Genomic DNA, 25988 nt, shown 5'->3' on the forward strand with positions numbered 1-25988 from the left:
GATGTGACTTGTAGAAACTACAAGGAGAACATGAGAATGTGTGGTGACTGAAAGTGCTTCGATGGTTTAAAAAAAGTCGATCTCCCGATAAGTTGAAAAACTTGCCTGAGCTAATTAAAAGCTTAAAAGACTCCGATGATTTTTTGCATTTTGAAAATAAGCAGGATAACAGCTCTTTCTTCTTATATTATTTTAAAACGCTTATTCATGAGAATGAATTCAACGACCACATTTTACCCTATCTCGTGAGAGAACCATTGAAGTCACTTGATGAGGTGAAGAAAAGGGTGCCCGTGCCAGGCGTCATCATTTCAGAAGACCTTAAGGTGATTTGTGAAAAAGTGATGATGGGTTTTATTATCATTCGCTTGAGTGAGTCTGCAACGAAATGTGCCATGATACCTTGCCAGGTCAAAAAAGCCCGAGCGATCACACAACCTGAAGTCGAGTTTACAGTTGTCGGCTCAAAGGAAGCATTTGTAGAAGCACTAGATACCAATATCCATTTAATCCGAAAACGATTACCTGTGCATGAATTAAAAGCATATGAGTTAACGATCGGTAAGCTGACAAAAACGAAAGTAGTTATTCTCTACCTGGAGGGAATCGCGAACGAAGAAAATGTAAACACTGTTAAACAGCGTCTTAAAGACCTTAAAGTAGATCAGGTTGTCGATAGTTCAGTTCTTATGCAACTGATCTCCGATAATAGAAATTCTCCTTTTCCGCAACTGATTGATACCGAAAGACCTGACCGGGCAACATCTGTGTTATGCGAAGGGAAAGTAGTGATTCTTTCAGATGGATCACCTCAGGCTTTGATTGGGCCAACGACGCTTGTCGAATTCTTTTCAGCATTTGAAGACTATTTTGTGAATTGGATCGTCGCCTCAAGTGCTCGCTTGATCCGTATTTTTGCGATTTTATTTTCAATACTTGTGACACCCGTTTATGTAGCAACATTAACCTATCATTATGAACTGATACCGAAAGATCTACTCGGCACCCTCGTTAGCTCCAGGCAACGTATACCGCTACCTCCCATTCTTGAAGCCATATTTTTGGAGTTAGCCATTGAGTTGCTAAGAGAAGCTGGAGCACGATTGCCGACAAAAGTCGGTCAAACGATCGGTATTGTAGGCGGTATTGTTATTGGGACTGCTTCAGTTGAAGCAGGATTAACAAGCAACGTCCTATTAATTATCGTGGCACTTTCTGCCCTTGCCTCCTTTACAACTCCTGTCTATCGAATGAGCAACACTATTCGCTTAACAAGGTTTCCTTTCCTGTTTTTCGCTCATCTGTGGGGGCTCCTTGGTGTAACAATTTGCTTTAGTTTTTTAATAGCTCACCTTCTCAAATTAAAATCGTTAGGTAGACCATTCCTAGAGCCAATCTACCCATTACGTGTTCAGGATTTAAAGGATGCTCTTATTAGGCTTCCGTTGAAATTTCAAAATAAGCGACCTATTCAATTACAAACAGAGGATACAGTACGTTTTAATCCAGTAACGAAGAAAGAGAAAAATGATTTCCATGAGTAAACGTAGAAAGGAGATGCTTTTATATGGCTGGACCAGAAGTGAAAGATGAGTATAAAGTATCTCCATTTCTAGTGTTTTACCTTGTTCACTCCGTTCAAGTTGGGGTAGGAGTTATGGGGTTTCAAAGAATCAGCGCAAAGTATGCAGGAAATGATGCTTGGATTTCGGTACTAGTTGCTGGCCTTAGTCTAAATGTGATTATTTTTTTGATATATAAAATCATGCTAAAGGAAAAAGGGGATCTCATTTCGTTACATCAAAATCTTTTTGGGAAATGGTTAGGAGGATTATTAAGCTGGATTGCTATTGTTTATTTCATTGCGATGAGTGTGACTATTCTACGTACATATATCGAAGTAGTTCAAGTATGGATGTTTCCAGACTTAAACAAATGGATCTTCGGTTCTGTGTTTCTACTTTTAGTCTATTATTGTTTATCGGGTGGGTTTAGGGTAGTTGCCGGTATAGCTTTCTTTGGAGTCGTATTGCCATTTTATCTTATTCTAACGATGATTTTTCCGATGTTTTATGGACACTTCCGAGACCTTCTGCCGATATTCAACCACTCTATAATCGAAATGTATGAGGGAGTTAAGGGGGCTTCCTTATCTTATTTAGGTTTTACAACGCTTTTTATGTATCTCCCATTTGTGAAAGACCCCGAAAAATCTCATCGATGGGCGCAGGCAGGGAACTTATTTACGGTTTTTATTTATACAACAGTCATGATCACAACGATCGCCTTCTTTAGTACCGAACAGTTACAAAAGACCATTTGGGCGACGCTAACAACATGGAAAATTGCAGAAATGCCTTTTGTTCAGCGTTTTGAGTACATTGGTATTACCTCGTGGGCACTTGTGATTCTTCCAAACCTTTGTATTACGATATGGGCTGGAGGTAGAGCAATTAGGAGGTTATCAAATATCAGTCAACGAAATGTGACGATCCCTCTTCTTTTTGTCATTTTACTGGCTAGCAGTGCCTTTGCTAGGAGAGAGAGCATTGATTTACTAAATCAGTATACGAGTCAAATGGGGTTCTACTTTGTTTATCTCTATGTACCATTCTTATTCGTAGCTCAGTATATCAAAAGTAAGGTGGGGAGGTCAGAATGAGACTGATCCTGGTATTCGTAATATGCAGTGTCCTACTTACAGGGTGTGTGGAAAGTAGTATTCTGGATGATATTCAAATGGTGACGATTATCGGTTATGATCTTCCTGATGATGACAATGAAGAAAGTTTTATTAAAGGAATTGCAGTAGCTCCCCAATATCAAGCTAATGGTAGGGTTGATAATAGCATCTTTATCCAGACAGCTGAAATTAGTAAAGAAATTCGCAGTCAATATAATTCCGAGTCATCAAAATCATTTGTAAGTGGAAAACTGGAGGTTGCTCTCTTTAGCAGGGAAATGGCAGAATCAGAAGGTATTATTGAATTGGTTGATACACTCCAAAGAGATCCAGCGATCGGTTCAAGAGTGTTCTTGGGCATTTCTAACAGTGACATGGAAACATTATTAAGTACCAATTATGGGAACGTGGATACCGGTACATTTATACATGACACTTTAAGTCATAATACTAAGCACGGCATGCTGCCACAAACGAGTTTGCATAACTTTCTGTACCATTATTACTCAGAAGGAAATGACCCGATTCTTCCGTTGGTTGAACAAGATGGAGATAAGGTGAAGATTATCGGTATTGCTTTATTTAATGGAGATAAGATGGTTACTACCATTGACTCACAAAGTTTGTTTACATTCAAAATTCTGTATGAGAAGTTTTCTAGTAATGATTCATTTACTGTGAGACTTAATGAGGAGGAGCATGCCGCTATTTATAATATTGCTTCTAAAAGAAATCTTAATTTTAAGAAGGCTGGACGCAATAAAGTTGAAGTTCATGGTAAGATTTTAGGAGTAATCAAGGAGTATTCTGGAAAGAAGTTAACTCCTCTAAAGCTTAAAGAAATTGAGAAAACGATGGAGAAGGAAATTGAGAACAGAGGAAATGAGATGATTCAAGAATTCCAACGGCTAAAGATCGATCCTCTTGGACTTGGGAATGCGATTCGTAGTGTGACTCGAGGTGATTTCAGTCATGAGGATTGGATGGACCGTTATCCTGATATGGATATCGAATTTCATATGGATGTGAAAGTAACAGAGTCGGGAGTCATAGAATAGGCGAAAAGAACCCGATAGAGAAACGCTATCGGGCTCTTTCTTACTGTACTTCTATTTTATTTTCTATAGTTTGGGATAGGGAAACTAGTTCATCTATAACGATTGTCAGACGTTCTTTCGCTTTTGTTTCCACCATGTAACCTTTCTCATCAAAGCATGTGGGATCTGCGCAGAATTGATCAGGGAGGACGAGAGCATATAACCCTCTCATAACTGTTCTCATATTGTTCAATGCGTTAATACCGCCTTTTCCACCACCGCCAACAGAAGCAAGAACAGTTGGCTTATGTTTGAAATGAGAACCACCTAAAAAATCGAGTGCGTTTTTTAAAGCTCCGCTCATGCCATTGTGGTATTCAGGAGAGCAAATAACAAATGCATCAGCTTTTGTTGCATGGTTTATGAGGCGCTGCACCTCTGGATGATCAAGATCTTCTTTTCTACCTTTAAACAAAGGGAGGTCATGGAATCCTGCGTCGAATGTGAGCACTTCAATTCCCTTTTCATCTAATTGATCGGTAACTGTATTTGTTAAATTCCTCGTCATAGATTTGTCTCTTGGACTACCGTTCATCACCATTACTTTCATAGGAAAGCTCCTTTCTCATACCTCTATATTCTTTTATTACCTCAAATGTGAGTATTTCAATCTAAGTGTATTTTAAATTCTTGTATCGGGCATCGGAGGGAAGAAGGAATTCAGTCTCAGCCTTTAGTTGTAGATTTAATTTTCAAACCAGTTCTGCTTTGTCGCGAAGAGAGCAGCCTGTGTCCGATCGTGGAAATTTAATTTGGAAAGAATACTACTTACATGAGTTTTTACTGTTTTTTCAGTAATATATAAAGCGGCAGCAACCTCTTTGTTGCTCTTCCCAAGAGTGATTTCTCTTAATACCTCTTTCTCCCTTGGTGTAAGGGTTGTGATTCTGCGTTCATCATCGACTTGATCTTTCTTAGTCATATGAGACATCAGCTGATTTGTAGCGAGTGGATGAAGTTGGCGTTTACCGCTAAATGCTGCGCGTAATGTATAAACTAACTCATCAGGGTCAATATCTTTTAATTGATACCCTTCAGCACCAGCGCTAATGGCTGGAAGAACATGATCCTGATCTGAAAAACTTGTTAAGATAATAATTTTGATGTGTGGGGCGTTTTTTTTCAATTGCTTAGTTGCTTCAATTCCATCCATTTCAGGCATAACTAGATCCATTAAAATAACGTCAGGACTGAGCTCATAAGCAAGCTTCACGGCTTCAACTCCATTTTTTGCTTCCCCAACAATTTCAATATCCTCCTGTGTTTGTAAGAATAAGCGAAGTCCTTTTCGAACCATAAGATGGTCATCAGCAAGAAGTAATTTAATTTTCATCATATCCTCCTCTCATATCGGCAGTATAACTTGTACTGTTGTCCCAAAGTTTCTTGTACTTGTGATGGATAAATGGCCACCGAGTATTGCCGCACGTTCCTTCATTCCTCTAAGACCAAGTGTGCAATCCCCAACAGTCGTTTGATCAAAGCCAACACCGTGATCCACAATTGTTAAGCTAGCATCGGTTTCAGAAAATGCCAGCTGAAGTGATACTTCTTTTACAGCAGCATGCTTATGTATATTGTTGAGCGCTTCTTGACCAATCCGGAAAAGCGCCTCTTCTATTGGTGTAGGGAGGAGTTTAAGACCTGAAACATCACAAACGGCTTGAAGACCTAGTCCTAGTGCATAAGTTTTAAGGGACGTCATCACACCGGCTTCAATTCCCACAGGTCGAAGCTGCCAGATTAATGTTTTCATTTCTTGCATTGCTTGCTGAGATAGCTGTTGAATATCGACTAATGCCTCATTAAGAACTAGAGGGTTGTCTTGAATACTCTGTGCACCACGTGCTGTCATTGATAATGAGAACAGTTTTTGGCTAACGGAATCATGCAAGTCTCTTGCAAGTCTGTTTCGTTCTTCAGAGAGGATTAGCTCCTGTCTCTTTTCATTTACTCGTGATTGCTCAATCGCAAGAGCCGTGTGATCAGCAACAGCTTGTAAAATTTCTTCATCTATTTTTGAGAGCCTTACATCGTTGTGACTAAGAGCAAATAGAATACCTATTTGATCATTTCGAATCGTAACCGCTCGGGCATGAATTTCAGTGATTTCCGCATCAATTGGAAGATGAAACGTGTGAGGTGTAACTGGAATTTCTTTATCCACTGCTTCTATAAGTTCTTTTAGTGTATCATCAGAATAAGGCATGTTCAGTACGTTTAATTTGTTTTGATCGTACAAAGAGTGGAGAACATGCTGGTGACCGCTATTATGGAAATAACCGACGATAGGCCAGTTAAAAGATTGAGCGGTTTGCCGTACAATCCCGTTAATGATCTCCTCAGTATGTTCGCACTTCCATAATTCTCTTGTAAGTGATTCAAGTTTCGAATAGTTTTCTGCACGTTCTTGCTCATCTTGATATAATCGTACTCGTTTAATAGCTGTTCCAATTTGAAAAGCAACCGATTCAAGTAGAGTAAGTTCTTCCTCAGAAAACTTTTCTTTACCAGGAGAGCCAACATTTAAAATACCAAATGATTCCCCGGCGGCAGTTAATGGAACGGTCGCATGATGAGTTAATCCCTCTGTATCACCGGTTTTGTGATGGATGGCATCTTCAATTCGTTTACATTCAATGATGTTAACTGCCTCGTTCAGTCGTCCATCCCAAAATTTATTTAAGCACCAGCAAGTTCCTTTACACATTGGTTCCTTTTCTTTCAATGCAAGAGCTTCAGGAAGTCTTGCATCGGCTGTACAAGTAAACTGTTTCTTATAGTTTGATAAGAAAATCCATCCTGTTTTGAGTCCGGTGACGTTCAAAAGCTCTTCAAGAACAGATTGAAGCATCGTCTTCAGGTCAGTTGAACGATTTAATGTTTCGGCAATGGTTTTCAAGGTGAGTAATTCACGCTCGTATCGTTGATCATCCACAGTAGTTCCCCCAATATTTAAACAATTGACATTTTTTATTATACTATTAAGAGGGTTATTATCTAAACAGTGAGATTTACAAGAATACGATGTCCGAAATAATCTATTCATAGATCAGAGAGGCTGAGGAGGAATAATATGAAAATCAAAGAAAAAGCAACAGAACTTTCTTCCGTCCAGCTGATTGTTCTTTTCTATTTTGCGGCTGTAGCATTATCGACGGTTCTCTTAAGTCTTCCGGTTGCCCACCAAGCTAGTGTTGAATGGAGCTTTATAGATGCTTTATTTACAGCTGTAAGTGCAATTAGTGTTACAGGATTAACAGTCGTTTCTACTGCTGATACGTTTAGTACAACCGGAACATACATCCTTGCTTTCGTACTTCAATTCGGTGGAATTGGGATTATGACCCTTGGAACTTTTATTTGGTTATTAGTGGGGAAGAAAATAGGGATGAAAGAACGTCAGCTTATTAGTACAGATCAAAATCGTGGTACGTTAGCTGGTCTTGTAAGTCTAATGAGACAAATCCTCGGGCTTATTCTCTTATTTGAAGCGATAGGGACAATTATTCTTGGGATCTATTTGTTAAAGTATTATGATGCGTGGCAAGATGCTTTTTTGCAAGGTTTTTTTGCGTCAGTAAGTGCTACAACAAATGCAGGATTTGATATTACTGGGAGCTCACTTATCCCATATGCAAATGATTATTTTGTGCAATCCATTAACATGATTCTGCTTATATTAGGTGCAATAGGGTTCCCTGTTCTTATCGAACTGAAAGAATACTTATTCCAAAAGAAAGAAACGGTAGCGTACCGCTTTACGTTGTTTACAAAGGTTACGACGGTTACTTTCTTTGCTCTAATCTTAATCGGTACCGCCCTTATCTGGATTTTAGAAGCAGGAAATTTCTTGGCTGATAAGTCATGGGATCAATCGCTATTCTATTCATTGTTTCAATCTGTTACAACGAGAAATGGTGGTCTCGCAACTATGGACGTGAGTGAATTCACTCTGTCTACGCAGTTAGTGTTAAGTTTACTTATGTTTATTGGCGCATCTCCAAGCAGTGTTGGCGGAGGGATTCGAACGACTACTTTTGCTGTTGCTGTATTAACAGTCGTTCACTTCGCAAGAGGTCGAAAAAGTGTCAAAGTTTTTGGGAGAGAGCTTTTACATGATGATATTATCAAATCGTTCATCGTCATTTTTACAGCGACTGGTCTTTGTGGTTTGGCAGTCGTTATTCTTTCAGCAACAGAACCATTCTCATTAACTGCCATTGTATTTGAAGTGACTTCAGCCTTTGGTACAACGGGTTTATCCCTTGGCATCACTCCTGAACTAAGTACTGCGGGTAAATGGGTTATTATCTTTCTCATGTTTGTTGGAAGAATTGGGATTATATCGTTTCTACTGATGATGCGAGGAAACGCTCCTCTCGAACGTTACCATTACCCAAAAGAACCTATTATTACCGGATAATGAGGCTAATGTAACAAATATATCTATATGAATACGTTTTCAATAATGGCGTTATTTTCCTCTCAGTAGGGGTATATCCATACTACTTCAAATACTGAGGAGGAAAGTATCATGTATTCGAAAATTGTAGTAGCTTATGATCGTTCTGAGGATAGTGAAAAAGCGCTCCACCAGGCAGTTAAATTAGCAGAACTAAGCAAAGCTTCTATTCATTTAGTGCATGTTGCGAAAGAATCACATAAACTTTCAGCTCAACCAGCGACGAGAATTCCTTATGGCACTGGAAGTATCGGTAATGAAGGACATGCTGGTGTCCCCACACCGATTCCTGAAGAGCAAAGTGGCGTAACGGTCGAACGAAGTGATGGAGAAGCAATGCTTCGAGAAGTGAAAGAAACGCTGCATCATATGGGTGTGAATGTTTATTCCGATGTAAGAAGTGGCGATCCGGCGAAAGAAATCGTGGATCTAGCCGTTATGACAGAAGCAGATTTAATCGTTATCGGGAGTCGAGGGTTGAGTGGGATTAAAAAATGGATGCTTGGAAGCGTAAGTGAGAAGGTTGCTCAACAATCGCCATGTCCTGTCCTAATTGTAAAATAGAAAGCCTGGGAAACCAGGCTTTTTTCTTTGGTCAAAAAGTTAATTATTATTAACTTTAAGTTAGGTTTACTTAACATTTTGTTTGGTGTAGAATACATATAAAGGAAATGAGAGAGAGGGGTTCAGGTGACATTACAAAATCGAATTAGAGAACTAAGAGCTCGTTTTCAGTTAACGCAGCAGCAGCTTGCTTCAAAAGTAGGGGTAACGAGACAAACGATCGCAGCTGTGGAAAAGGGAGAGTATGTTCCGTCATTATTACTAGCTATGAATATTTGTAGAGAATTTGACATGTCGGTGGAGGAAGTATTTCAACTACAGGGGGAATCGGAGTGAAATTATCTTTCGTTTATTTAATGAACTTGGTTATACTTGGTCTGTTTGGTTGGGCAATGGTTACTTATTTCGATGCAGCTTCGCAATTTCAAACTATAATAAGTGGAGACGGAAATGAAGTTACGATTAACCTACTCCCTGTTCTTTTGACTATTTTGATCACGAGTTTTATTGGCTTTATATTCACTCGTAGTAAGAGAAGAAAGAATAAGGGTTGGAAAGAAGCGCTTTTGCTTCCTTCCGAACTGTGTGAAGATGATGAACGGGAAAAAGCTTTAACCGCCCATGCGTGTCGCAATGCTTATATTGGGATGATGTTTGTCACGCCTATTTTAATTGCAGCAATGACTTTTCAACCGTTTATATCTCATTATTTTTCAGCCTACCCGATCCTAATATTGCTACTATTGCCGTTCGTTCAGGTTAGTGTTTTTTATTTTTCTCTTCGGAGGAAGTTAAAGTAACGTTTACCAGCAGAGCTTTAGCGTTAATTCACTGCAATTATCTTGATTACCTGCTGTGAGATCGACGCGAATGGCGTCTGGCGTATAAGCTATGTGAAAGGGAGAAGTCACGCCAGCACGTTGAATCAGCATATGAACATGGGAATGATCATTTTTCTGAGCGGCGTCTTTTAATTCATGAGCAAATTGAGCGTCGTTTTCCACTTTATTAAGCAGCTTCTCTCCATCTGTCATTAGCTTCGAACACGTCTCGGCTGATTTTTGGAAACGAGTCACTTCAATTGGAGGGAAAGGGCGATAATAAGAGGGATAACAAGGTGAATACGGATTAGGCCATTCGTTGTATCTGTAATGTTTAAATGACATCATAGGCCTCCTGAATATGTGATGCTATTACCCTATGGTTTTATAAAAAAAGGGGTGCATCTTTCTTTAATTTGTGAAATTTGATTACAACAGGTTACAATAATTCAGAAGACGTTTGGAGAAGGAGCATGGTGTTTTGAAGAAATACGTTATTTTTACGATCAGTCTTATTAGTTTCTATTTCATTTTGAATTTAATCATTGGTTCGATTGTTAATGCTATATTTCAACCAGATTGGTTGATGGCCTGGGCTAAGGGGCAACAGGTGACAGGCACCGTTACGTTTGGCCTTCTATATAATCCTATTGATCTTATAAGTTTGATTTTGTCGCTAGTGATCAGTGTTATCATTACATCTAAAGTCAAACCTTCTTAAATCGTGCCGAGGCACGATTTTTTATTTTTATGGTGTTTGAAGGCATTGTTCATAAAAGAATAGAATGATTAACTTGTGAAAAAGAACAAAGGTAGGATGAAAATGACTGAGTAAGGAGGTTTTTTGATGAAGATAATGCAAATAAAAAAGGGTTTTCCTTATGATCTTCTACTTGATGCTGATCCATCTCTCGATCATATTGAACGTTATCTAAAAGTTGGGAGTTGTTATGTTGCGGTTGAGGAGCAAGAAGTGATGGGAGTCTATGTGTTAGTAGAAAAAGAAAAGGAAATAATGGAGATCATGAATATAGCAGTAAGGGAGGATAGAAGGGGAAACGGAATAGGAAAAAAGCTTATTAACGATGCTATCCAAAGATCAGAGGCGCTTGGAGCGACTACGATAGAGATTGGCACGGGTAATTCAAGTCTGGATCAATTAGCTCTCTATCAAAAATGTCACTTTCGAATAACAGATGTTATTGAAGGTTTTTTTGATAGCTATCCTGAAACGATTATAGAAAACGGTATTCCTTGTCGGGATATGATTCGGTTAAGCTATAGCAAAATATAAATTGACTTTTCCATTGTCTAATCGGAGTAAATGGAGTTTTCTGTAAGTTTTCTCGTCACTTAAATAGAAGAATGACTTTAAATCAATGGGCAGGTGTTTGTTCCGGAGGAGTTGAGATAACAAGTGATTATAGCGAACAACTAGAAAGGCTATCAGAAGCAAAAAACAAAAATATCTTAAAACACTGTCTCACAAGGGTAGTCTCTTTTACTGAGGTAAAGCAAAGGTTTATTTACAAGAAGATAACTAGTTTTTTTGCGACAAGGCAAAAGGAATTACAGGTCAGGCAGTGGTCATTGATGGAGGATACACGGCACAATAATGGATTCAATTAGTGAAAGAGAGTTAAATCTTTTCTCTCTAAAAAAACTTGTAAACGCTTTCCTTTTGTTTGTAAAATAGAGAAGAATGGAGGGGAGAACATGAAAGATGTTTTTATTTTGGAGGGTGCCAGAACGCCATTTGGAACGTTTGGAGGTTCACTTAAAGATATTAGTCCAACTGACTTAGGAATTACGGCAAGCAAGGAAGCGCTAGTAAAAAGCGGGATAGAGGCTAGTGAAATTGATCTTTCTGTTATTGGGAATGTGATTCATTCAACATCAAATGCTTCTTATCTCGCACGTCATATTGCTCTTGGAACAGGAATACCGATCGAGAGCCCTTCACTAACAGTGAATCGTTTATGCGGTTCTGGAATGCAGGCCGTCATATCAGCTGCTCAATCTATTATGATGGGAGACGGTCAAACGGCCCTTGCCGGCGGAGCGGAGAATATGAGCTTATCGCCTTATACGTTAAGAGGAAATCGTTTTGGAGCTAAAATGGGTGCTCCTAAAATGGATGATATGCTGTTGGCTACGTTAACAGATGAGTATACTGGAACAGGAATGGGGATAACGGGAGAGAATCTTGCAGTAAAGTATGGGATTTCTAGAGAAGATCAAGATGAGTATGCAACCCGAAGTCAGCAAAAAGCAGCCGAAGCAAGAGAGAAAGGCATTTTTGTGGAGGAAATCGCCCCTGTTGAGATAAAAGGGAAGAAGGGGGTTGAAAGCTTTGCGATTGATGAGCATATTCGAGAAGGTACTACAGAAGATAAGCTAGCTAGTTTAAAGCCAGCTTTCAAAAAAGATGGAACTGTCACTGGTGGAAATGCAAGTGGAATTAATGATGGGGCAGCTTCGGTCGTATTAGCAGGAACAGATTACGTTACGTCTAAAAATCTCAAGCCTCTTGCTCGAATCGTTTCTTGGGGAATAGCGGGAGTAGATCCTTCAATCATGGGGATTGGTCCTGTTCCTGCCATTCGACAGGCACTAGATAAAGCAGGTATGACATTGCAAGATATGGACTTGATTGAAGTAAATGAAGCTTTCGCAGCTCAGTATCTGGCTGTTGAAAAGGAGCTAGAGCTTGATCGCTCACGAGTGAATGTAAACGGGGGTGCCATCGCGTTAGGACACCCAGTTGGAGCAAGTGGGACACGTGTTCTTTATACTCTCATAAAAGAATTAAAGCGCAGAAATGGAAGATATGGTGTTGCCTCCCTGTGTATTGGCGGAGGACAAGGTATTGCCGTAGTAATCGAAATTAGTTAATTTGTCAGAAAAGATTGCCAATTCACACGATGTTGCGTATACTAAAAGTATTAACTAACGGAAAGGGGCTGTGCATTATGGTAAATAACAAAAAGAATTCATCGTTAATTGCATATTGTGCACAGTCCCATTGGTAGGGTAGGAACCTTTTCTTACTTCTGATTAATAAGATCAAAAACCATGGGCTGTGCGACTGTGTCTATGGTTTTTTATACTTTATCAGCTAATTACTTACGCTGATTGTATGATAAAAGCCGACATCATTGTACGGCTTTTTGTCATATTTACACTTATTAATCAGGAGGCTTTCAATTGAAACGAATAAAATTAGGATGGAATTCATACTTTGAAGAAAATTATCAAGCTATGACAGAAGATGGACTTATACCAGCTCGAGTTAAAATGGAACATCGTGGAGGTTACAGCGTTTCAACAGGAGAAAGTTCTTATGCAGCAGAACTTTCAGGTAAGTTCCGATTTGAAGTAACACAACGTGATGCTTTGCCAGCGGTTGGTGACTGGGTACTGATTACTCCAAAATCAGAGAATAAAGCGATCATTCATCAGTTGCTCCCAAGAAAAAGTAAGTTCTCTCGAAAAATTGCTGGAACGACGACAGAAGAGCAAATTATCGTAGCGAATGTCGATACGGTTTTTCTTGTAAACGCATTAAATCAGGATTTTAATCCAAGTCGAATTGAGCGATACCTTTTGATGGCATGGGAAAGCGGGGCAAACCCCGTTATTGTTCTAAGTAAAGCAGATCTTTGCGATAACGTCATGGAGAAAGTGAATGCATTAACTGGGGTCGCAGTTGGAGTACCAATTCATGTGGTTAGTTCAGCGACTGAGATTGGGATTGATGAATTAACTCCTTATTTAATTGAGGGAACGACAACCGCTCTTCTTGGTTCGTCAGGAGCAGGAAAGTCCACGCTTATAAATAAGTTATACGGACAAGATATTCAAGTTGTCCAAGACATTCGTGAAGAAGACGGTAAGGGTAAACATACGACGACAAGTCGAGAACTGATTTCTCTTCATACCGGAGGCGTACTGATTGATACGCCAGGTATGAGAGAACTTCAATTGTGGGAAACGAATAACCTGTCTCAGAGTTTTCCTGATATAGAAAGCCTTGCGGAACAATGTTATTTCAGGGATTGCAAGCACGAAGGTGAACCAAAATGTGCTGTAAGAAATGCTATTTCTGATGGAACGCTAGAAGAAAGAAGGTTTGAGAATTATAGTAAGTTCAACCGAGAGCTTGCTTTTCTTGAACGTCAAACGAATAAGAAGGCTCAGCTCGAGGAAAAGAAAAAGTGGAAAAAAATCGCTGGAGATCGAACTAGAAAGCATCGCTAGGCTCTTTAATTTAGGAAGGAGTAGATGAGATGACGGATGAGCGTTCAATTTTAAACGAATATGCTTCATTGACGAACTGGTTAGAAACGACGGCGATGGAGATGAGTGAGGAAGTGTTTTTTAAGCCTATTAAATCAGGTAAATGGTCTCCAGCTGAAATTCTCTCTCACATCATGAAATGGGATGATTATCTATTAGAAGAGCGAATTCCATACATGAAGAGTGAAGCGATTTTGCCAAAGCTTGAAAAGGTAGAAGCAGTGAACAATCGTGCAGCCAAATTTGCTAGATCTGGGGTTACCCAAAAGGAATTAGTGAAGGAAACGATAAAATCAAGAAAACGAGTAGTCGAGAGACTTCTAGAATGGCGCCCATTCGAATGGGAAAACACGTTTTATATTGATAAGTATCCTCTCTGTCTAACAAGTTATATTAAAGGATTAATTGAACACGATGAGCATCACAAACTTCAAATAGAAGTTTTTATGAATGAACAGGGAATACCTCACTCTCTTTTCTTAACATAGTTGTGAAAGGTATCGGATAATAAAAAGAGGCACGGGAGAGTCTAAAAGGTGGAGGTGAGAAAAATGGCAAAACATAAAGCAAACCCCACTACAAATGGACTTGCTTCATCTCAGCCAGAAGGACAAGGAACTGGTATTGAAGTTGGAACAGCCCGTGATTCTCAAAGAAAAAAGAAAAAGAAGTAACCAAAAAACGCTGCCTCGCACGAGGTAGCGTTTTTTTTTGATTATTTGTCTTTATCTGTCCAACGAAGAATTGTTCCCCGGGAGGATCGGTGTTTGAATGGAAATCATTATCGCCAACTATTAGTAAATTGCTGCGAATTGTCTCACGTGTAATGTATTCAAGACACTGATTAGGCGACTTGTCCCTTCTAAGAGCTGCTCTTTTGTTACATAAGAAAGCGGTAGTCTCATTCTTACAGCATGCTCTTGCTTATGTGGCACAAGCAGGACGTTTGATTCTAGTAGCGTATCAAATAATTCCTGGCGATTAAGTGATGGCTTGAAATCAAACCAAATAGAGGTAGGGTCTTCTATTTGAAGTATCGTTATGTGATCTTTAAGAGTATTAAGCTTATGCAGGACTTTCTGCTTTCGTACATACAGTTGGTCTTGGATCGTATCAATATGATCATGAAGTTCATCAGAATTTAAAATGTTATCAACGATTTCGAGCAATACCGGAGGAGGAGTCATGCAAAGTTGCATTTGAACCTCTTGTATTCGGTTTACTACATGCTCTGGCCCAAGAACCCATCCTAAACTTAGGCCGGGGGCTATGCCTGTGAAGTGGCCAATCTGAACAACAAATTCACGATTCGATCCTAATTCAAAAAAAGAAGGGAGAACGTTTCCTACAGAATTAGTAAGTAATGATGTTTCAACAATTTCGAGAATAGGAATGCCTACTTTCTCACATTGAGAAAGCAGTTTTTTTCTTTGTTGTAAAATAGTTGAATGACTTAAGGAATGATCGTAAATGTTGTTGGAGTTGGCAATTACAAGTTTAATGCTTTCTTTTTGAAACATGTTTTGTGTTAATGGCTTGTCTGTTGAATACTTAATAACTCGGATCCCTGAGACAATTAGGATATTTAAGTGTGAGTAATTCACAGGTTCTTCCATAGCTATCGCATCCCCAGGGTTTAGAAAACATTTAACTGATAAGAGCATCGCTTGTTCAAGGCTTGATGTGAGGACCATGTGTTCACTTAGAGATGATTGTTTCATAAACCGACAGATCGAGTGAGTGACGCGCTCTTTCGTTGGTGGAGCATTATCAAGCTTAGTTGTAAAAGGTGTTAATTCATGAGCAGATTTTGCCAGGCATAAATCTTCCGCTATTGATCCTGATATTAGATTTATTAATGATGGGTCTTTTAAATACTCGTAATGTTTTCCATACAAAGAAGAGTCTTCAGCTAAATGTTGATTTCGTAGTTTATTCCATGTCATTGAATGATCAGGAATTAAATCTGCAGCCTCAGAACTTACGCGTGTGCCACTTCCTTGTCTGGATGTTACATAGCCATTTGCACGTAATTCGGCGTATGCTGTCGTAACGGTGCTCCGATTCACACCTAGTTGGACAGCCAGGTCACGCTCAGCTGGAAGGGCATTACCAGTTTGAAGAGATCCATTTATAATCGAATTCTCATAGTAATCAACGATTTGTTTGTACAACGGTTTGCTGCTCTCTGGATTGAGTATAAATCTCGCCATTGTCCACCACCTCACTCCTATTATAGTGAATTTTAGATAAAATTGTATAAAATTTTCAAAAAAATTAACAATTAAATATTCTCTATAAACACAGGTTTTAAGCCATTTGACGGATATTTTTGTAGGAAAAGACAAATTGGATGGTATACTTTTGGCTAAATTGGATGGTTACAGAAAGTTTTTTGAAATTTAAAATAAATTTAATCATTCAGTTAATTGTTAATATTCAAACGAATAGTCGGCATTGGTTTACATAGGTTGAGTGATATGACCTCCCTGTTATAGATCTCACAACGTTTTCCGTCGAATGTATTCGTTTGAATGATTAACTGTGAAGAGTCTACATTGTGCTAGATCTTCAACTGAATGGTACAAACAAATAGGGGGTAACACAATGAAGAAAAAGTTTTCGCTTCTGCTTTCGGTCATCTTGTTGTTAAGCCTTTTCCTTGCAGCGTGTTCTGGTAACTCAAACACGTCTAGTAACTCGAACAGTGAGGGAGAAGCAACCAGCGGAGACAGCGATAGCTCTGAGGGATCAGCTGAACAGGTGCTAAATTTAACGGATACACAGGATATACCGACTATGGATTCAACACAGGCTACAGATACAGTAGCATTTAACGCAATGAACCAGGTATTTGAAGGGCTGTATCGTCTAGATAAAGACAATAAGCCAGTTCTAGGTATGGCAGCTGAAGAGCCACAAGTTGAAGAAAAAGACGGAGAAACTGTTTATACTTTCAAGATTCGTGATGATGCGAATTGGTCTGATGGTACTCCAGTTAAAGCAGATGATTTCGTTTATGCATGGCACAAAATTATTCACCCAGATACTATGGGCGGATATGCATCAATGATGGGTGCTGCAGGAATTAAGAATGGTAACGAAATTATCACTGAAGGCGATCCTTTATACGGTAAGGTAGAAGAGCTTGGTGTTAAAGCAGTAGATGAGAAAACACTTGAAGTAGTAGTGACTCAAGAGGTTCCTTACTTCTTCGACCTTTTAACATTTGCATCTTTCTATCCACAGCCAAAAGACTTTGCTGAAGAGCAAGGCGAAAACTATTCTCTTGAATCTGATACAATGCTTTACAACGGTCCATTTACACTAGCTGAATGGAATCATGGCGACGGTTGGAAGCTTGCTAAAAATGATGGGTACTGGGATGCAGATACAGTACAACTTAAAGAAGCGAATTACAAAATCGTAAAAGACGAAGCAACTCGAGTTAACCTTTATGAAACTGGAAAAATTGATCGTGCTGGTCTTAGTGCAGATTTCGTTGATCAGTTTAAAGATCGCGAAGATTTCACAACAATTCTTGATACAACTATTTACTTCCTTCGTATGAACCAGAAGAACGAAGCACTTGCGAACAATGACATTCGTAAAGCGCTATACCTTTCTTATGATCGCGACGGTCTAGTAAATGTATTGCTTAACAATGGTTCAGTAGCTGCTCGCTATCTTGTACCAAAAGAATTCCTATTCTTTAACGATGAAGATTTCCGTGCACCAGCTCCAGACGGCTATCTTGCAGATCAAACAGCAGACGATGCTGCTGAGTACTGGAAGAAGGGGCTAGAAGCTCTAGGTACTGACAAAGTTGAACTTGAATTCCTTACAACTGATAGTGACCTTGCATCCAAAATTGCAGAGTATGCGAAAGATCAGTTTGAGTCTAAGTTAGACGGTCTTACAATTACAATTAACAAACAGCCTTGGAAGCAGTTCCTTGATCTTGAAGATGCAGGAGACTTTGATATCTCAACTGGTGGTTGGGGACCAGACTATCCAGATCCAATGACTTACATTTACATGTTTGAAACAGACGGCGCTTATAACCGCATGGATTATTCTAACGAAGAGTATGACAAGCTAGTTTCAGATGCAAAAACTGAAACGGATGAGCAGAAGCGCTGGGAAATGATGCAAGAAGCTGAGCGTATTCTAATCGAAGAAGATACAGCGATCTTACCAACTTATCAAGGTGGTTCCGCTATTATCATGAAAGACTACGTGAAAAACTACCACATCCACAAGTTTGGTGCTGATTCTTCTCTTAAATGGGTAACAATCGAGAAGTAATCCTAAAAAGCGCGAGCCGAGAGGCTCACGCTTTTTATTTGGTGTGAAAAGGAAAAGTTTGATCATGGCTCTTTAATAAATGATTGTCATCTTGTCTCATGTGTCGTCTGGTTATTGATAAACAAATGCGGCAATCTTCGATGATGTGTATGCTGTTCGAAGACGTAAGCAAGTTTAATAAGCTGTGGTTCACTAAATGCTTTACCAGTCAGAGTGATGCCAAAAGGTTTGTTATTAGAAGTGAAACCAGCTGGTACGGTTATAGAAGGGTAACCTGCTTTTGCGGGAAGTGTTGAACCGTAAGAGCCTGCGAATAGTAATAAATCTAGATCTTCTCTTTCCATAAGTTGATCAATACCTTCATCCTTTGCGTATTTGAAATCTTGGAGTCGACTTTTAAGATAGGATGGATCAAATAATGTTCCTTGCGTTTGGTTTGATTCGATAAGAAGCGATTGACCAAATGGCAGAGAAGTCGACTGATTTTGGTTATAGTAATCAATAATTGTTGATAGATCTAGTGGAACAGAAGAGGTTGTTTCCTTAGCAAGGTAGCTGTTCACCCCTGATTTGAATTCGTGGAGAAGGACCTGGTAGTCTCTCTCTAACGCTTCCTGATATGGACTTATTTCTTTCACTTCTACAATAGAGCAACCTATCGTTTTAAGATCTTCCATGGCTTTAGCCAATTGTTCTTGTTCTTCCTGATGCATCGCATCATAATAGCCTTTTTTAACGACACCTATTCTTAAATTCTCAAGTAATGTAGGGAAGAGATATGGCGTATAATCATGGTACTCAGGTACAAAATGCGTCGCTTGATCTTGTGAATCCTTTCCTGATAACACACCGAGAAGGATTGCAGCATCAGTGACATTGCGTGTCATTGGGCCAGCGGTATCCTGTGAATAAGAAATAGGAATAATTCCAGTCCGGCTAATAGATCCCACGGTTGGTTTTATACCAACACCAGCATTAGAGCTTGATGGGCTAAGAATAGAGCCATTTGTTTCTGTTCCTACAGCAGCCGTAGCGAAATGACAGGCAACAGCTACAGCAGAACCAGAGCTCGATCCTCCGACGTCAAGTGTTCCAGGCCCATAGGGATTAAAGACTTGACCGCCTCTTGAACTAAATCCATTAGGCATTGTTTCACTCATGAAATTAGCCCATTCGGTCATATTGGTTTTCCCGAGAATCACAGCACCAGCGTGGCGAAGATTTTTTACTAGAAAAGCGTCATTTTTGCCATAAGAAGAAGCTAATGCCATAGAACCTGCACTTGTATGCATGTGGTCATCGGTGTTGATGTTATCTTTGAGCAGGATTGGGATTCCGTGTAATGGACTTCTGGGTCCATTTTGTTTGCGTTCACGATCAAGAGATTCTGCAATAAAAAGGGCGTCAGGATTGATTTCTAGTATAGCGTTTACTCGTGGATTATAATTTGCGATTTGTTCAAGATAGTACTGTACGAGCTGGAGAGAAGTAAGGTTGTCTTCTAACATTGCTTGCTGAAGATCAAGGATCGTTGATTTTTCTAACCATTCTAATGACAGCATATAGTATCCCCCATGAGAATCCTTTTTGTAACTATTTCAACAAAAATTGGTAAAATCCTTTTGCAATAGTCAGTTCTTGAGCGTTCGTTTTCAATTCACATAAAAAACCCGAATCTCTTTGTAAGATTCGGGTTTTGATATTTATGCAACTCTCGTTTGACGAGCAAACCAAGGTTTTAATTTTATAAAGAAGGCAACGAATATACTTGCTATAATAGCGCCTTTTACAAGGTTGAATGGTGTAATTCCTGTTAATACGAGAGCCTGACGAGCTGATGAAGACATTTCTTCAAAGCCCATAAACCACGTATATGCTGGAAGAATAATTAAATAGTTCAACAGTCCCATCACTGCCGACATTAGAATCGTTCCGAGCGTCAATCCCAGTGCTAACCCTTTCTGAGTTTGATTAAATTTACGGAAGATTAAAGAAGTTGGTACGATCAAGAAAACTCCTGCAATGAAGTTTGATATTTGACCAATTGGTACTCCGGTGAAGCTTCCTTGAATTCCAAAGTGAATGAAATTCTTAATCGCTTCTACAAGTATCCCAGCAACTGGACCATACAGAATGGCAACAAATAGTGCTGGAATTTCACTGAAGTCTATTTGTAGAAAAACAGGAAATCCAGGCAGTGGAAAATCTAAAAGCATTAACAAGTAAGAAATACTGCTGAACATCGCAACGACAATCATACGTTGCGTTTTTGAAACACTTTTCATTTTGACATTGCTCCCTTTTTTTCGAACCACCGAAAAAGGAGATGTGGCCCCAGTGCACACAAAAAACCATGAGTATGGGGCTCATGGTTACGGCATGGGGAAATAAGCAAGCTTCTGTTATAATTCAAAGAAAGCTTACTACTCCACCATCTTCTCCCATCCAGACTATACTGTCGGCTCTGGAATCACACCAGATCCTGCCCAAATTACAGGCTCGCGGGCTTGAGGAATTACTTATCCTTCACCGCCGGTCGGGAATTACACCCTGCCCCGAAGATAGTTCGTTATAATATTTACAAGTTCATTATACAGCGAAAGTAGCGATATCTCAATGAAAACATCTTGAACATATGCTATTTTGTGATAACGCTTTCTTTTTAGGGGGGCTAGCAGAGACATAAACTTAAAAGCTCTCCATCTTTGAAGAGGGAGAGCTTAAAATAAAGCGCTATTATTTTTTCTCAGAGAGCCACGTTGCGACCTTTTCAGCGTCTCCACCTTGGATGACACCAGCAGGCATACCGCCGCCTTTACCATTCTTAATTATTTCTAGAATTTCATCTTTTGAATACTTGCCACCTACTGCTTCAAGAGCAGGACCAGCACCGCCTCCAAGGTTTTCACCATGACATGACGCGCAGTTTTGAGAGAAGATTTTCTCGGCTTCTCCTCCAGCTGAATCTCCACCGCCTTCTTCAGACTGTTCACTATGGCCGGCTTCATTTCCACCAGCATGTTCTTCGGTTGTGGATAGCCAGTATGTAAAGCCTACAACCATAACTAGGAACAAAATTATTGCAGTAATATATGCGGATGATTTTCCCATTCTGTTCACCTCCTGTATCCTCATCTTTATCATACTTTTCAAACATTCAATTATCAAATATATTTTGCTTATTTCTTCCTGAATTATGTATGCGTTTCTATGATCACTAGTGAAAAAATCTTCTATTTTGGGGTGCGGATTCATAGACATAGAGTATGACGTTTAAGGAGCGGGGGGACAGGAAATGAAGAGCAGCTCACGCATGCTGTTTAGTGATACAAGCAGTAGACAAATTAGGTTTGTTTCTTTCTTTTCAATTGTAGGACTTATTCTCCTGTTTATTGTAGCAGGAATGATTTCCTCATCAGAAACGAAGTATCAACTCTCCTCTTCTGTGTTACATGATTGGATTACAAGTTTCTCGACTGAAGCTCTCGTTTATGGAATGGGGACGGAAAACCATTACTTGACTCAAGTACTACCAGAGGAAAGTGAGCCGCCAGCGCTGTCCTTAGTTGCCTTTCAGTTTATTACGAGTGTGAAACCCGGGGATATACGTAGTCTTTTGGGTGGGGAGCTACCAGGGTTTGCATTATATGATGCTAAAATCCACGTAGCCGGTGAAGGGACGAATTTCACTAATCTCCCTATTGAATCAACTCCTGCATTAGATGAATTGTTAAAAGAACGTGAAGTTCCAACTGAAAAATTACAGATAAATGATTCCAAGGATCAAGTAACACCTCCTCTTCAAACAACAAATGGCCGAAAAGTAGCTTTTATTTATCACTCTCATAGTTATGAATCATATCTGCCATTACTAGGACTTGAAGGCAACAAAAATGCAAATCTTGCAAATGATGGAAAAACGAATATTACGTTAGTTGGTAAGATGCTCGGAGAAGAACTGGCTGAGAGAGGGATTGGAGCAAAAGTAGATGATTCAAATATAGGCGCACTTTTAAATGAAAAAGGTTGGGAACACGGTAAAGCATATGATGTGTCTAGAACAATCGTACAATCGGCTGTGGCAGGAAATGATGATTTTAATTTGTTTATTGATATTCATCGAGACTCCTTAAGAGAAAAAGATACGACAGTGACAATTAACAATGAGGAATATGCTCGTACGGTCTTTGTTATTGGAGAAGAGAATCCAAATTACGAGAAAAACTTAGCACTTGCAAAGGATTTACATGTAGAATTAAAGACCAAGTATCCTGGGCTCAGCAGGGGAGTTATTGGTAAAAAAGGTCAAGGGGTAGACGGTATCTACAACCAGGACATATCTCCTAACGCTATGTTAATTGAAATAGGGGGCGTAGATAATAACCTCGAACAGCTGAGTCGAACAGTTAAAGCGATTGCGGATGTCGTTAGTGAACACTACTGGAAGACCCAAAAAGTAAATAACTAACAAAGCGCTGTGCATATGCACAGCGCTTTTAAGCAGCTTCTTTATTTAATGTTAGTAAGCTAGTCGCAATTCCAACTGCAAAAATAGTTATGGCAGAGTATAATGTAGCATTCAATCCAATCGTCTTTGAACCGATAATAATAACAACCCCATCGATGAGAAAGATAATGATACCAATATTCAATGAGAGGACACGGGAGATGAACTGAGCAAGCAGATCTGTTCCGCCGGTGCTTGTATCATATCTCAACATAATACCAATGCCTGATCCAACAAAAAAGCCGCCAAGGACAGCGCTAGTAAGGATCGGAAATGAAAACGTATATCGAAGGGGAGAGAGAATATCAATAAAAAATGAAGAAAGTAATAAACCATGAAGGCTATTGTAGAAGTAAGGCCGAAAATATAGAAACGCAATAATATAGAGAGGTACACTTAAACAAATAATGGTAAATCCTGTTTGATAGCCCCAAATGTATTTGATAATGAGGCCAATTCCGATCATTCCCCCATCGATGAGATGGTTCGGTACAAGAAAGGCGTTAATGCCAGCACCAACTAGGATGCTTCCAGATATTACTGCAGCGATTTTTTGATACATATCATACTCACCTGCTTGGTCGTGGTTGTATCATATTTATGTAAGAATGGCTGAGTTCATAACGGGTTTCTCTAATATCTGTTCAATAGCAATGGATTATCCCAAAATACTATGAAAACGTCTGTCTTCGGAGAGACATAGAAGAAAGTCGGAGGATTTAATGAAGTCAATCATCTCGTTATATCAATTAGAATATATATTTGTTATTTTGGGTTTTCTTGTCTCTTTTCTTACCTTCTATGGCGGGCTCTCATTCATCCGTCTTTTCTTAAAGAAAGAGCGTGAACAACCAAAATGGAAGATTGGGATAGTTTCATTCGTATTAGGAGTTTTCTTTTATTCTATTAATATAATGGTGAATCTATCTGTTTTGGAAATAAACGATAGAGAAGTGTTGGTGTTTCACGGACTGATTATTGTGTTATTAAGCAGTGTGATTAGTTATATTGTTATAAGGATAATTTTGAATAAAAATTGGAGAGGGCGATTTTTACTCAGGGGTGGATTCCTAGTAGCGGGAGGTATCTTTTTAACTTTTTTTATAGGGAACCTTGTGTATTTCAATAAAGTTATCGCATTCAATTTCGTTCAATTGATATTAGCTTTGTTGCTTATTATAGGGTTTTCTCTATGCATTGTTAGGTTTCTTCATCTTATGAATAGTGATGAAAACTTATTAATTAGTTTGGGCTGGAATGTGTTAGGTAGCCTTGCTTCAGGAACGGTCTTTTTATTTTTACCGTACCTCGTGTTTTATGGAATGATCGAGGAAAAGTTGATTATTAATCTCGATCAGCAAGGTGATCCCTATCTTATTGCACTTGCATTCAACCTGTTGTGTATCGGTCTACTTATTTATATTCCTGATCGGTATGGAGTTTTGAAACAAATGGAGCAGTCCGAACAGTTAGTCAAGCACGAGCAACAGTTTCAAACTTTGTTTCATCATAACCCTGATGCTGTATTTTCTGTTGATCCGAATGGAAAGTTTATAAGTGTAAATTTCATTGCTTCGGAATATACCGGCTACTCCATTTCAGATCTTAAGAGAATGACATTTGAAGATGTGGTCGCTCCGGAGAATGCAAATCTTGCTAAAGGTATGTTTAAGCGTTCTTTACAGGGAGAGGTTCATCAATTTGAGGTTCTAATAAAGACTAAAATAGGAGACTATAAAGAGCTATATATTTCCACAGTACCTATTATGATCAGTGGGCGTATTGTTGGTGTTTATGGGATTGCGAAGGATGTCACTGAGAACAACCGCGCAGAGAAAATGATTCATTATTTAGCTTATCATGATGAGCTGACGGGCATGGCAAATCGCAGATATTTTAATGAAGAGCTAGAACGTTTATTAATGCATGAAAATCAGGTTTCATTTGCGATTATGTTGCTCGATTTTGATCGATTTAAACGAATTAACGATTTATTTGGTCATGAATTCGGAGATCGAGTCATTCAAGCAATCGGAAAGCGTCTTTCTGAAGTATTAGATGATCGTTTTGTTGTTGCACGTCTTGGGGGAGATGAATTCACCATTATAGTGACAGGCAATTTGGGAGAAAGGGGTGTGTCACTTCTTGCACAGCATGTGCTTGAGTCATTTCAATATCCACTCTTAATCGATCATCAGGAATGTTTGTTGACGGCAAGTATTGGTATTTCGCTTTATCCGCAGCACGGGAAGGATGCAGCTGAGCTGATAAAGTATGCGGATATGGCGATGTATGATGTGAAAGACAAGAGCACCAATAACTACGCTTTCTATAAAGAAGAGATGAGTAATCAAACCTTACATAAGATCGTATTAGAAAACGATTTGCGTCGTGCCATTGATGAAGACGAGCTGATCCTACACTACCAACCTAAGATCAATACGAGGTCGAACAGTGTGATTGGATTTGAAGCGCTTGTTAGGTGGCAACACCCGTCTATCGGATTGATTTCTCCGGATGAATTTATCTCCGCTGCTGAAGAAACAGGGTTAATCATACCGATTGAGAAGTGGGTAATGAGTCAGGCTTGTCAGCAACTGAAAAAGTGGCAGTGTTATTTTGGAGAGAATCTAACGATGGCGGTTAATCTATCACAGCGCCATTTTTATCAAGAGGATATCGTTTGTACTATCTCCTCTATACTGCAAAATGTGGGGCTTGCGCCTTCGTCACTTGAATTGGAAATTACAGAAAGCATGGCTATGTTTAATGAAAAGGAAACGATCGAGAAATTGAACAGGCTAAGAGAGTTAGGACTAGAAATAAGTATGGATGACTTCGGAACGGGATATAGCTCGTTAAGTTATATGAACAAGCTTCCGATTAATCGCTTGAAAATCGATCGGTTATTTATTCGTGATATTACGAGTAACTCAGGAGACCTAGCCATCGTGACAACAATTATTTCAATGGCTCATCACCTTGGGCTTGAGATTATTGCAGAAGGGGTAGAAACGGAAGCGCAGCTACGGATTTTGCATGAGTTAGATTGTTATGAAGTTCAGGGATATTTTTATAGTAAACCTCTCTCGGTTGAAGGGGTAGAAGAGTATATGCATAGTTATATGAAGTGAATTTTTAAATTTGGACATTCAGAAAGGTGGAAACATATTCGAAACATGTACTAGTTAAGAGATTACGATTGAAAAAAGTAGGGTAGAAATGCTAACATCCGAGAAATGTT

At 39.2% G+C, this 25988-nt stretch carries 25 protein-coding genes and 1 riboswitch; of the genes, 16 read left to right on the forward strand and 9 right to left on the reverse strand.

From position 1 onward, the window contains the following. Positions 1 to 53 precede the first annotated feature (53 nt). From AC0VYH_RS03725 to AC0VYH_RS03735, 3 genes are read left to right on the forward strand one after another with little or no spacing between them, the layout of a single operon-like run. Positions 54 to 1544, forward strand: a complete 1491-nt coding sequence (locus tag AC0VYH_RS03725; protein WP_475368403.1) for a spore germination protein — start codon at positions 54 to 56, stop codon at positions 1542 to 1544. A gap of 23 nt (positions 1545 to 1567) precedes the next feature. Beyond that, positions 1568 to 2662: a GerAB/ArcD/ProY family transporter gene (locus tag AC0VYH_RS03730; RefSeq protein ID WP_475373309.1), complete on the forward strand. Its 1095-nt coding sequence runs from the start codon at positions 1568 to 1570 to the stop codon at positions 2660 to 2662. Next, entirely contained in the window at positions 2659 to 3741 is a 1083-nt protein-coding gene (locus tag AC0VYH_RS03735) for a Ger(x)C family spore germination protein (RefSeq protein WP_475373310.1), read from the forward strand. Before AC0VYH_RS03730 ends, AC0VYH_RS03735 begins: the two co-directional genes overlap by 4 nt. A gap of 40 nt (positions 3742 to 3781) precedes the next feature. Here the strand turns inward: AC0VYH_RS03735 and AC0VYH_RS03740 are convergent, their stop codons facing one another. The 3 genes from AC0VYH_RS03740 to AC0VYH_RS03750 form a co-directional block, all read right to left on the reverse strand. Then, positions 3782 to 4330, reverse strand: a complete 549-nt coding sequence (locus AC0VYH_RS03740; protein WP_194220170.1) for an NADPH-dependent FMN reductase — start codon at positions 4328 to 4330, stop codon at positions 3782 to 3784. A gap of 135 nt (positions 4331 to 4465) precedes the next feature. Then, on the reverse strand, positions 4466 to 5113 hold the full coding sequence (locus tag AC0VYH_RS03745) for a response regulator (protein ID WP_475373311.1): 648 nt from the start codon (positions 5111 to 5113) through the stop codon (positions 4466 to 4468). A 12-nt stretch (positions 5114 to 5125) separates the two neighbouring features. Continuing rightward, positions 5126 to 6718 carry a GAF domain-containing sensor histidine kinase gene (locus tag AC0VYH_RS03750; protein WP_475373312.1) on the reverse strand — a complete coding sequence of 531 codons (1593 nt, stop codon included), beginning with the start codon at positions 6716 to 6718 and terminating at the stop codon, positions 5126 to 5128. Between the two features lie 138 nt (positions 6719 to 6856). Between AC0VYH_RS03750 and AC0VYH_RS03755 the strand changes: the two genes are divergently transcribed. From AC0VYH_RS03755 to AC0VYH_RS03770, 4 genes are all read left to right on the forward strand, one after another. Next, a complete protein-coding gene (locus tag AC0VYH_RS03755) occupies positions 6857 to 8206 on the forward strand; it encodes a TrkH family potassium uptake protein (RefSeq protein WP_475368408.1) in 1350 nt (449 codons plus the stop codon). A 111-nt stretch (positions 8207 to 8317) separates the two neighbouring features. After that, positions 8318 to 8809 carry a universal stress protein gene (locus AC0VYH_RS03760; RefSeq protein WP_475373313.1) on the forward strand — a complete coding sequence of 164 codons (492 nt, stop codon included), beginning with the start codon at positions 8318 to 8320 and terminating at the stop codon, positions 8807 to 8809. Between the two features lie 126 nt (positions 8810 to 8935). Continuing rightward, a complete protein-coding gene (locus tag AC0VYH_RS03765; protein ID WP_430246735.1) occupies positions 8936 to 9145 on the forward strand; it encodes a helix-turn-helix transcriptional regulator in 210 nt (69 codons plus the stop codon). Further along, positions 9142 to 9609: a hypothetical protein gene (locus tag AC0VYH_RS03770; RefSeq protein WP_475366576.1), complete on the forward strand. Its 468-nt coding sequence runs from the start codon at positions 9142 to 9144 to the stop codon at positions 9607 to 9609. Before AC0VYH_RS03765 ends, AC0VYH_RS03770 begins: the two co-directional genes overlap by 4 nt. 3 nt (positions 9610 to 9612) lie before the next feature. Here AC0VYH_RS03770 and AC0VYH_RS03775 read toward each other — a convergent pair whose 3' ends face one another. After that, positions 9613 to 9975 (reverse strand): YuzC family spore coat inner layer protein, encoded by a 363-nt coding sequence (locus AC0VYH_RS03775; protein ID WP_430246731.1) that lies wholly within the window; start codon positions 9973 to 9975, stop codon positions 9613 to 9615. Between the two features lie 136 nt (positions 9976 to 10111). Here AC0VYH_RS03775 and AC0VYH_RS03780 point away from each other — a divergent pair, with 136 nt between their 5' ends. From AC0VYH_RS03780 to AC0VYH_RS03805, 6 genes are all read left to right on the forward strand, one after another. Further along, complete coding sequence (locus AC0VYH_RS03780; RefSeq protein ID WP_194219929.1) at positions 10112 to 10351, forward strand: hypothetical protein; 240 nt, start codon at positions 10112 to 10114, stop codon at positions 10349 to 10351. Between the two features lie 126 nt (positions 10352 to 10477). Continuing rightward, a complete protein-coding gene (locus tag AC0VYH_RS03785) occupies positions 10478 to 10924 on the forward strand; it encodes a GNAT family N-acetyltransferase (RefSeq protein ID WP_475366577.1) in 447 nt (148 codons plus the stop codon). A gap of 422 nt (positions 10925 to 11346) precedes the next feature. Next, positions 11347 to 12525 (forward strand): thiolase family protein, encoded by a 1179-nt coding sequence (locus AC0VYH_RS03790; RefSeq protein WP_475366578.1) that lies wholly within the window; start codon positions 11347 to 11349, stop codon positions 12523 to 12525. Positions 12526 to 12891: 366 nt separating this feature from the next. Next, the gene (gene rsgA, locus AC0VYH_RS03795; protein WP_475367450.1) at positions 12892 to 13890 is read left to right on the forward strand and encodes a ribosome small subunit-dependent GTPase A; all 999 of its coding nucleotides are present in this window, start codon (positions 12892 to 12894) and stop codon (positions 13888 to 13890) included. A gap of 29 nt (positions 13891 to 13919) precedes the next feature. Further along, positions 13920 to 14417 (forward strand): DinB family protein, encoded by a 498-nt coding sequence (locus AC0VYH_RS03800; protein ID WP_430246725.1) that lies wholly within the window; start codon positions 13920 to 13922, stop codon positions 14415 to 14417. 63 nt (positions 14418 to 14480) lie between these two features. Continuing rightward, a complete protein-coding gene (locus tag AC0VYH_RS03805) occupies positions 14481 to 14603 on the forward strand; it encodes a YuzL family protein (RefSeq protein WP_194219936.1) in 123 nt (40 codons plus the stop codon). Between the two features lie 120 nt (positions 14604 to 14723). On the opposite strand, the gene AC0VYH_RS03810 is transcribed toward AC0VYH_RS03805, so the two are convergent. Further along, positions 14724 to 16142 carry an aminotransferase-like domain-containing protein gene (locus AC0VYH_RS03810; protein WP_475366579.1) on the reverse strand — a complete coding sequence of 473 codons (1419 nt, stop codon included), beginning with the start codon at positions 16140 to 16142 and terminating at the stop codon, positions 14724 to 14726. A 394-nt stretch (positions 16143 to 16536) separates the two neighbouring features. On the opposite strand from AC0VYH_RS03810, the gene AC0VYH_RS03815 reads away from it, so the two are divergent. Then, positions 16537 to 18237: a peptide ABC transporter substrate-binding protein gene (locus tag AC0VYH_RS03815; RefSeq protein WP_194219938.1), complete on the forward strand. Its 1701-nt coding sequence runs from the start codon at positions 16537 to 16539 to the stop codon at positions 18235 to 18237. Positions 18238 to 18323: 86 nt separating this feature from the next. Here AC0VYH_RS03815 and AC0VYH_RS03820 read toward each other — a convergent pair whose 3' ends face one another. The 3 genes from AC0VYH_RS03820 to AC0VYH_RS03830 form a co-directional block, all read right to left on the reverse strand. Continuing rightward, on the reverse strand, positions 18324 to 19799 hold the full coding sequence (locus AC0VYH_RS03820; protein WP_475366580.1) for an amidase family protein: 1476 nt from the start codon (positions 19797 to 19799) through the stop codon (positions 18324 to 18326). 141 nt (positions 19800 to 19940) lie between these two features. Next, positions 19941 to 20522, reverse strand: coding sequence for an ECF transporter S component (locus AC0VYH_RS03825; protein ID WP_242057313.1), 582 nt, complete (start codon positions 20520 to 20522; stop codon positions 19941 to 19943). A gap of 144 nt (positions 20523 to 20666) precedes the next feature. Then, positions 20667 to 20804: riboswitch (FMN riboswitch) on the reverse strand. Positions 20805 to 20973: 169 nt separating this feature from the next. Next, entirely contained in the window at positions 20974 to 21300 is a 327-nt protein-coding gene (locus AC0VYH_RS03830) for a c-type cytochrome (protein WP_430246915.1), read from the reverse strand. Between the two features lie 232 nt (positions 21301 to 21532). Between AC0VYH_RS03830 and spoIIP the strand changes: the two genes are divergently transcribed. Continuing rightward, a complete protein-coding gene (spoIIP, locus tag AC0VYH_RS03835; protein ID WP_475366581.1) occupies positions 21533 to 22705 on the forward strand; it encodes a stage II sporulation protein P in 1173 nt (390 codons plus the stop codon). Between the two features lie 28 nt (positions 22706 to 22733). On the opposite strand, the gene AC0VYH_RS03840 is transcribed toward spoIIP, so the two are convergent. Next, positions 22734 to 23306 (reverse strand): YitT family protein, encoded by a 573-nt coding sequence (locus AC0VYH_RS03840; protein WP_475366582.1) that lies wholly within the window; start codon positions 23304 to 23306, stop codon positions 22734 to 22736. 655 nt (positions 23307 to 23961) lie between these two features. Here AC0VYH_RS03840 and AC0VYH_RS03845 point away from each other — a divergent pair. Next, positions 23962 to 25878 (forward strand): putative bifunctional diguanylate cyclase/phosphodiesterase, encoded by a 1917-nt coding sequence (locus AC0VYH_RS03845; protein WP_194219942.1) that lies wholly within the window; start codon positions 23962 to 23964, stop codon positions 25876 to 25878. Positions 25879 to 25988: the final 110 nt, after the last annotated feature.

The organism is Anaerobacillus sp. QJM3NY_32 (assembly GCF_056173645.1).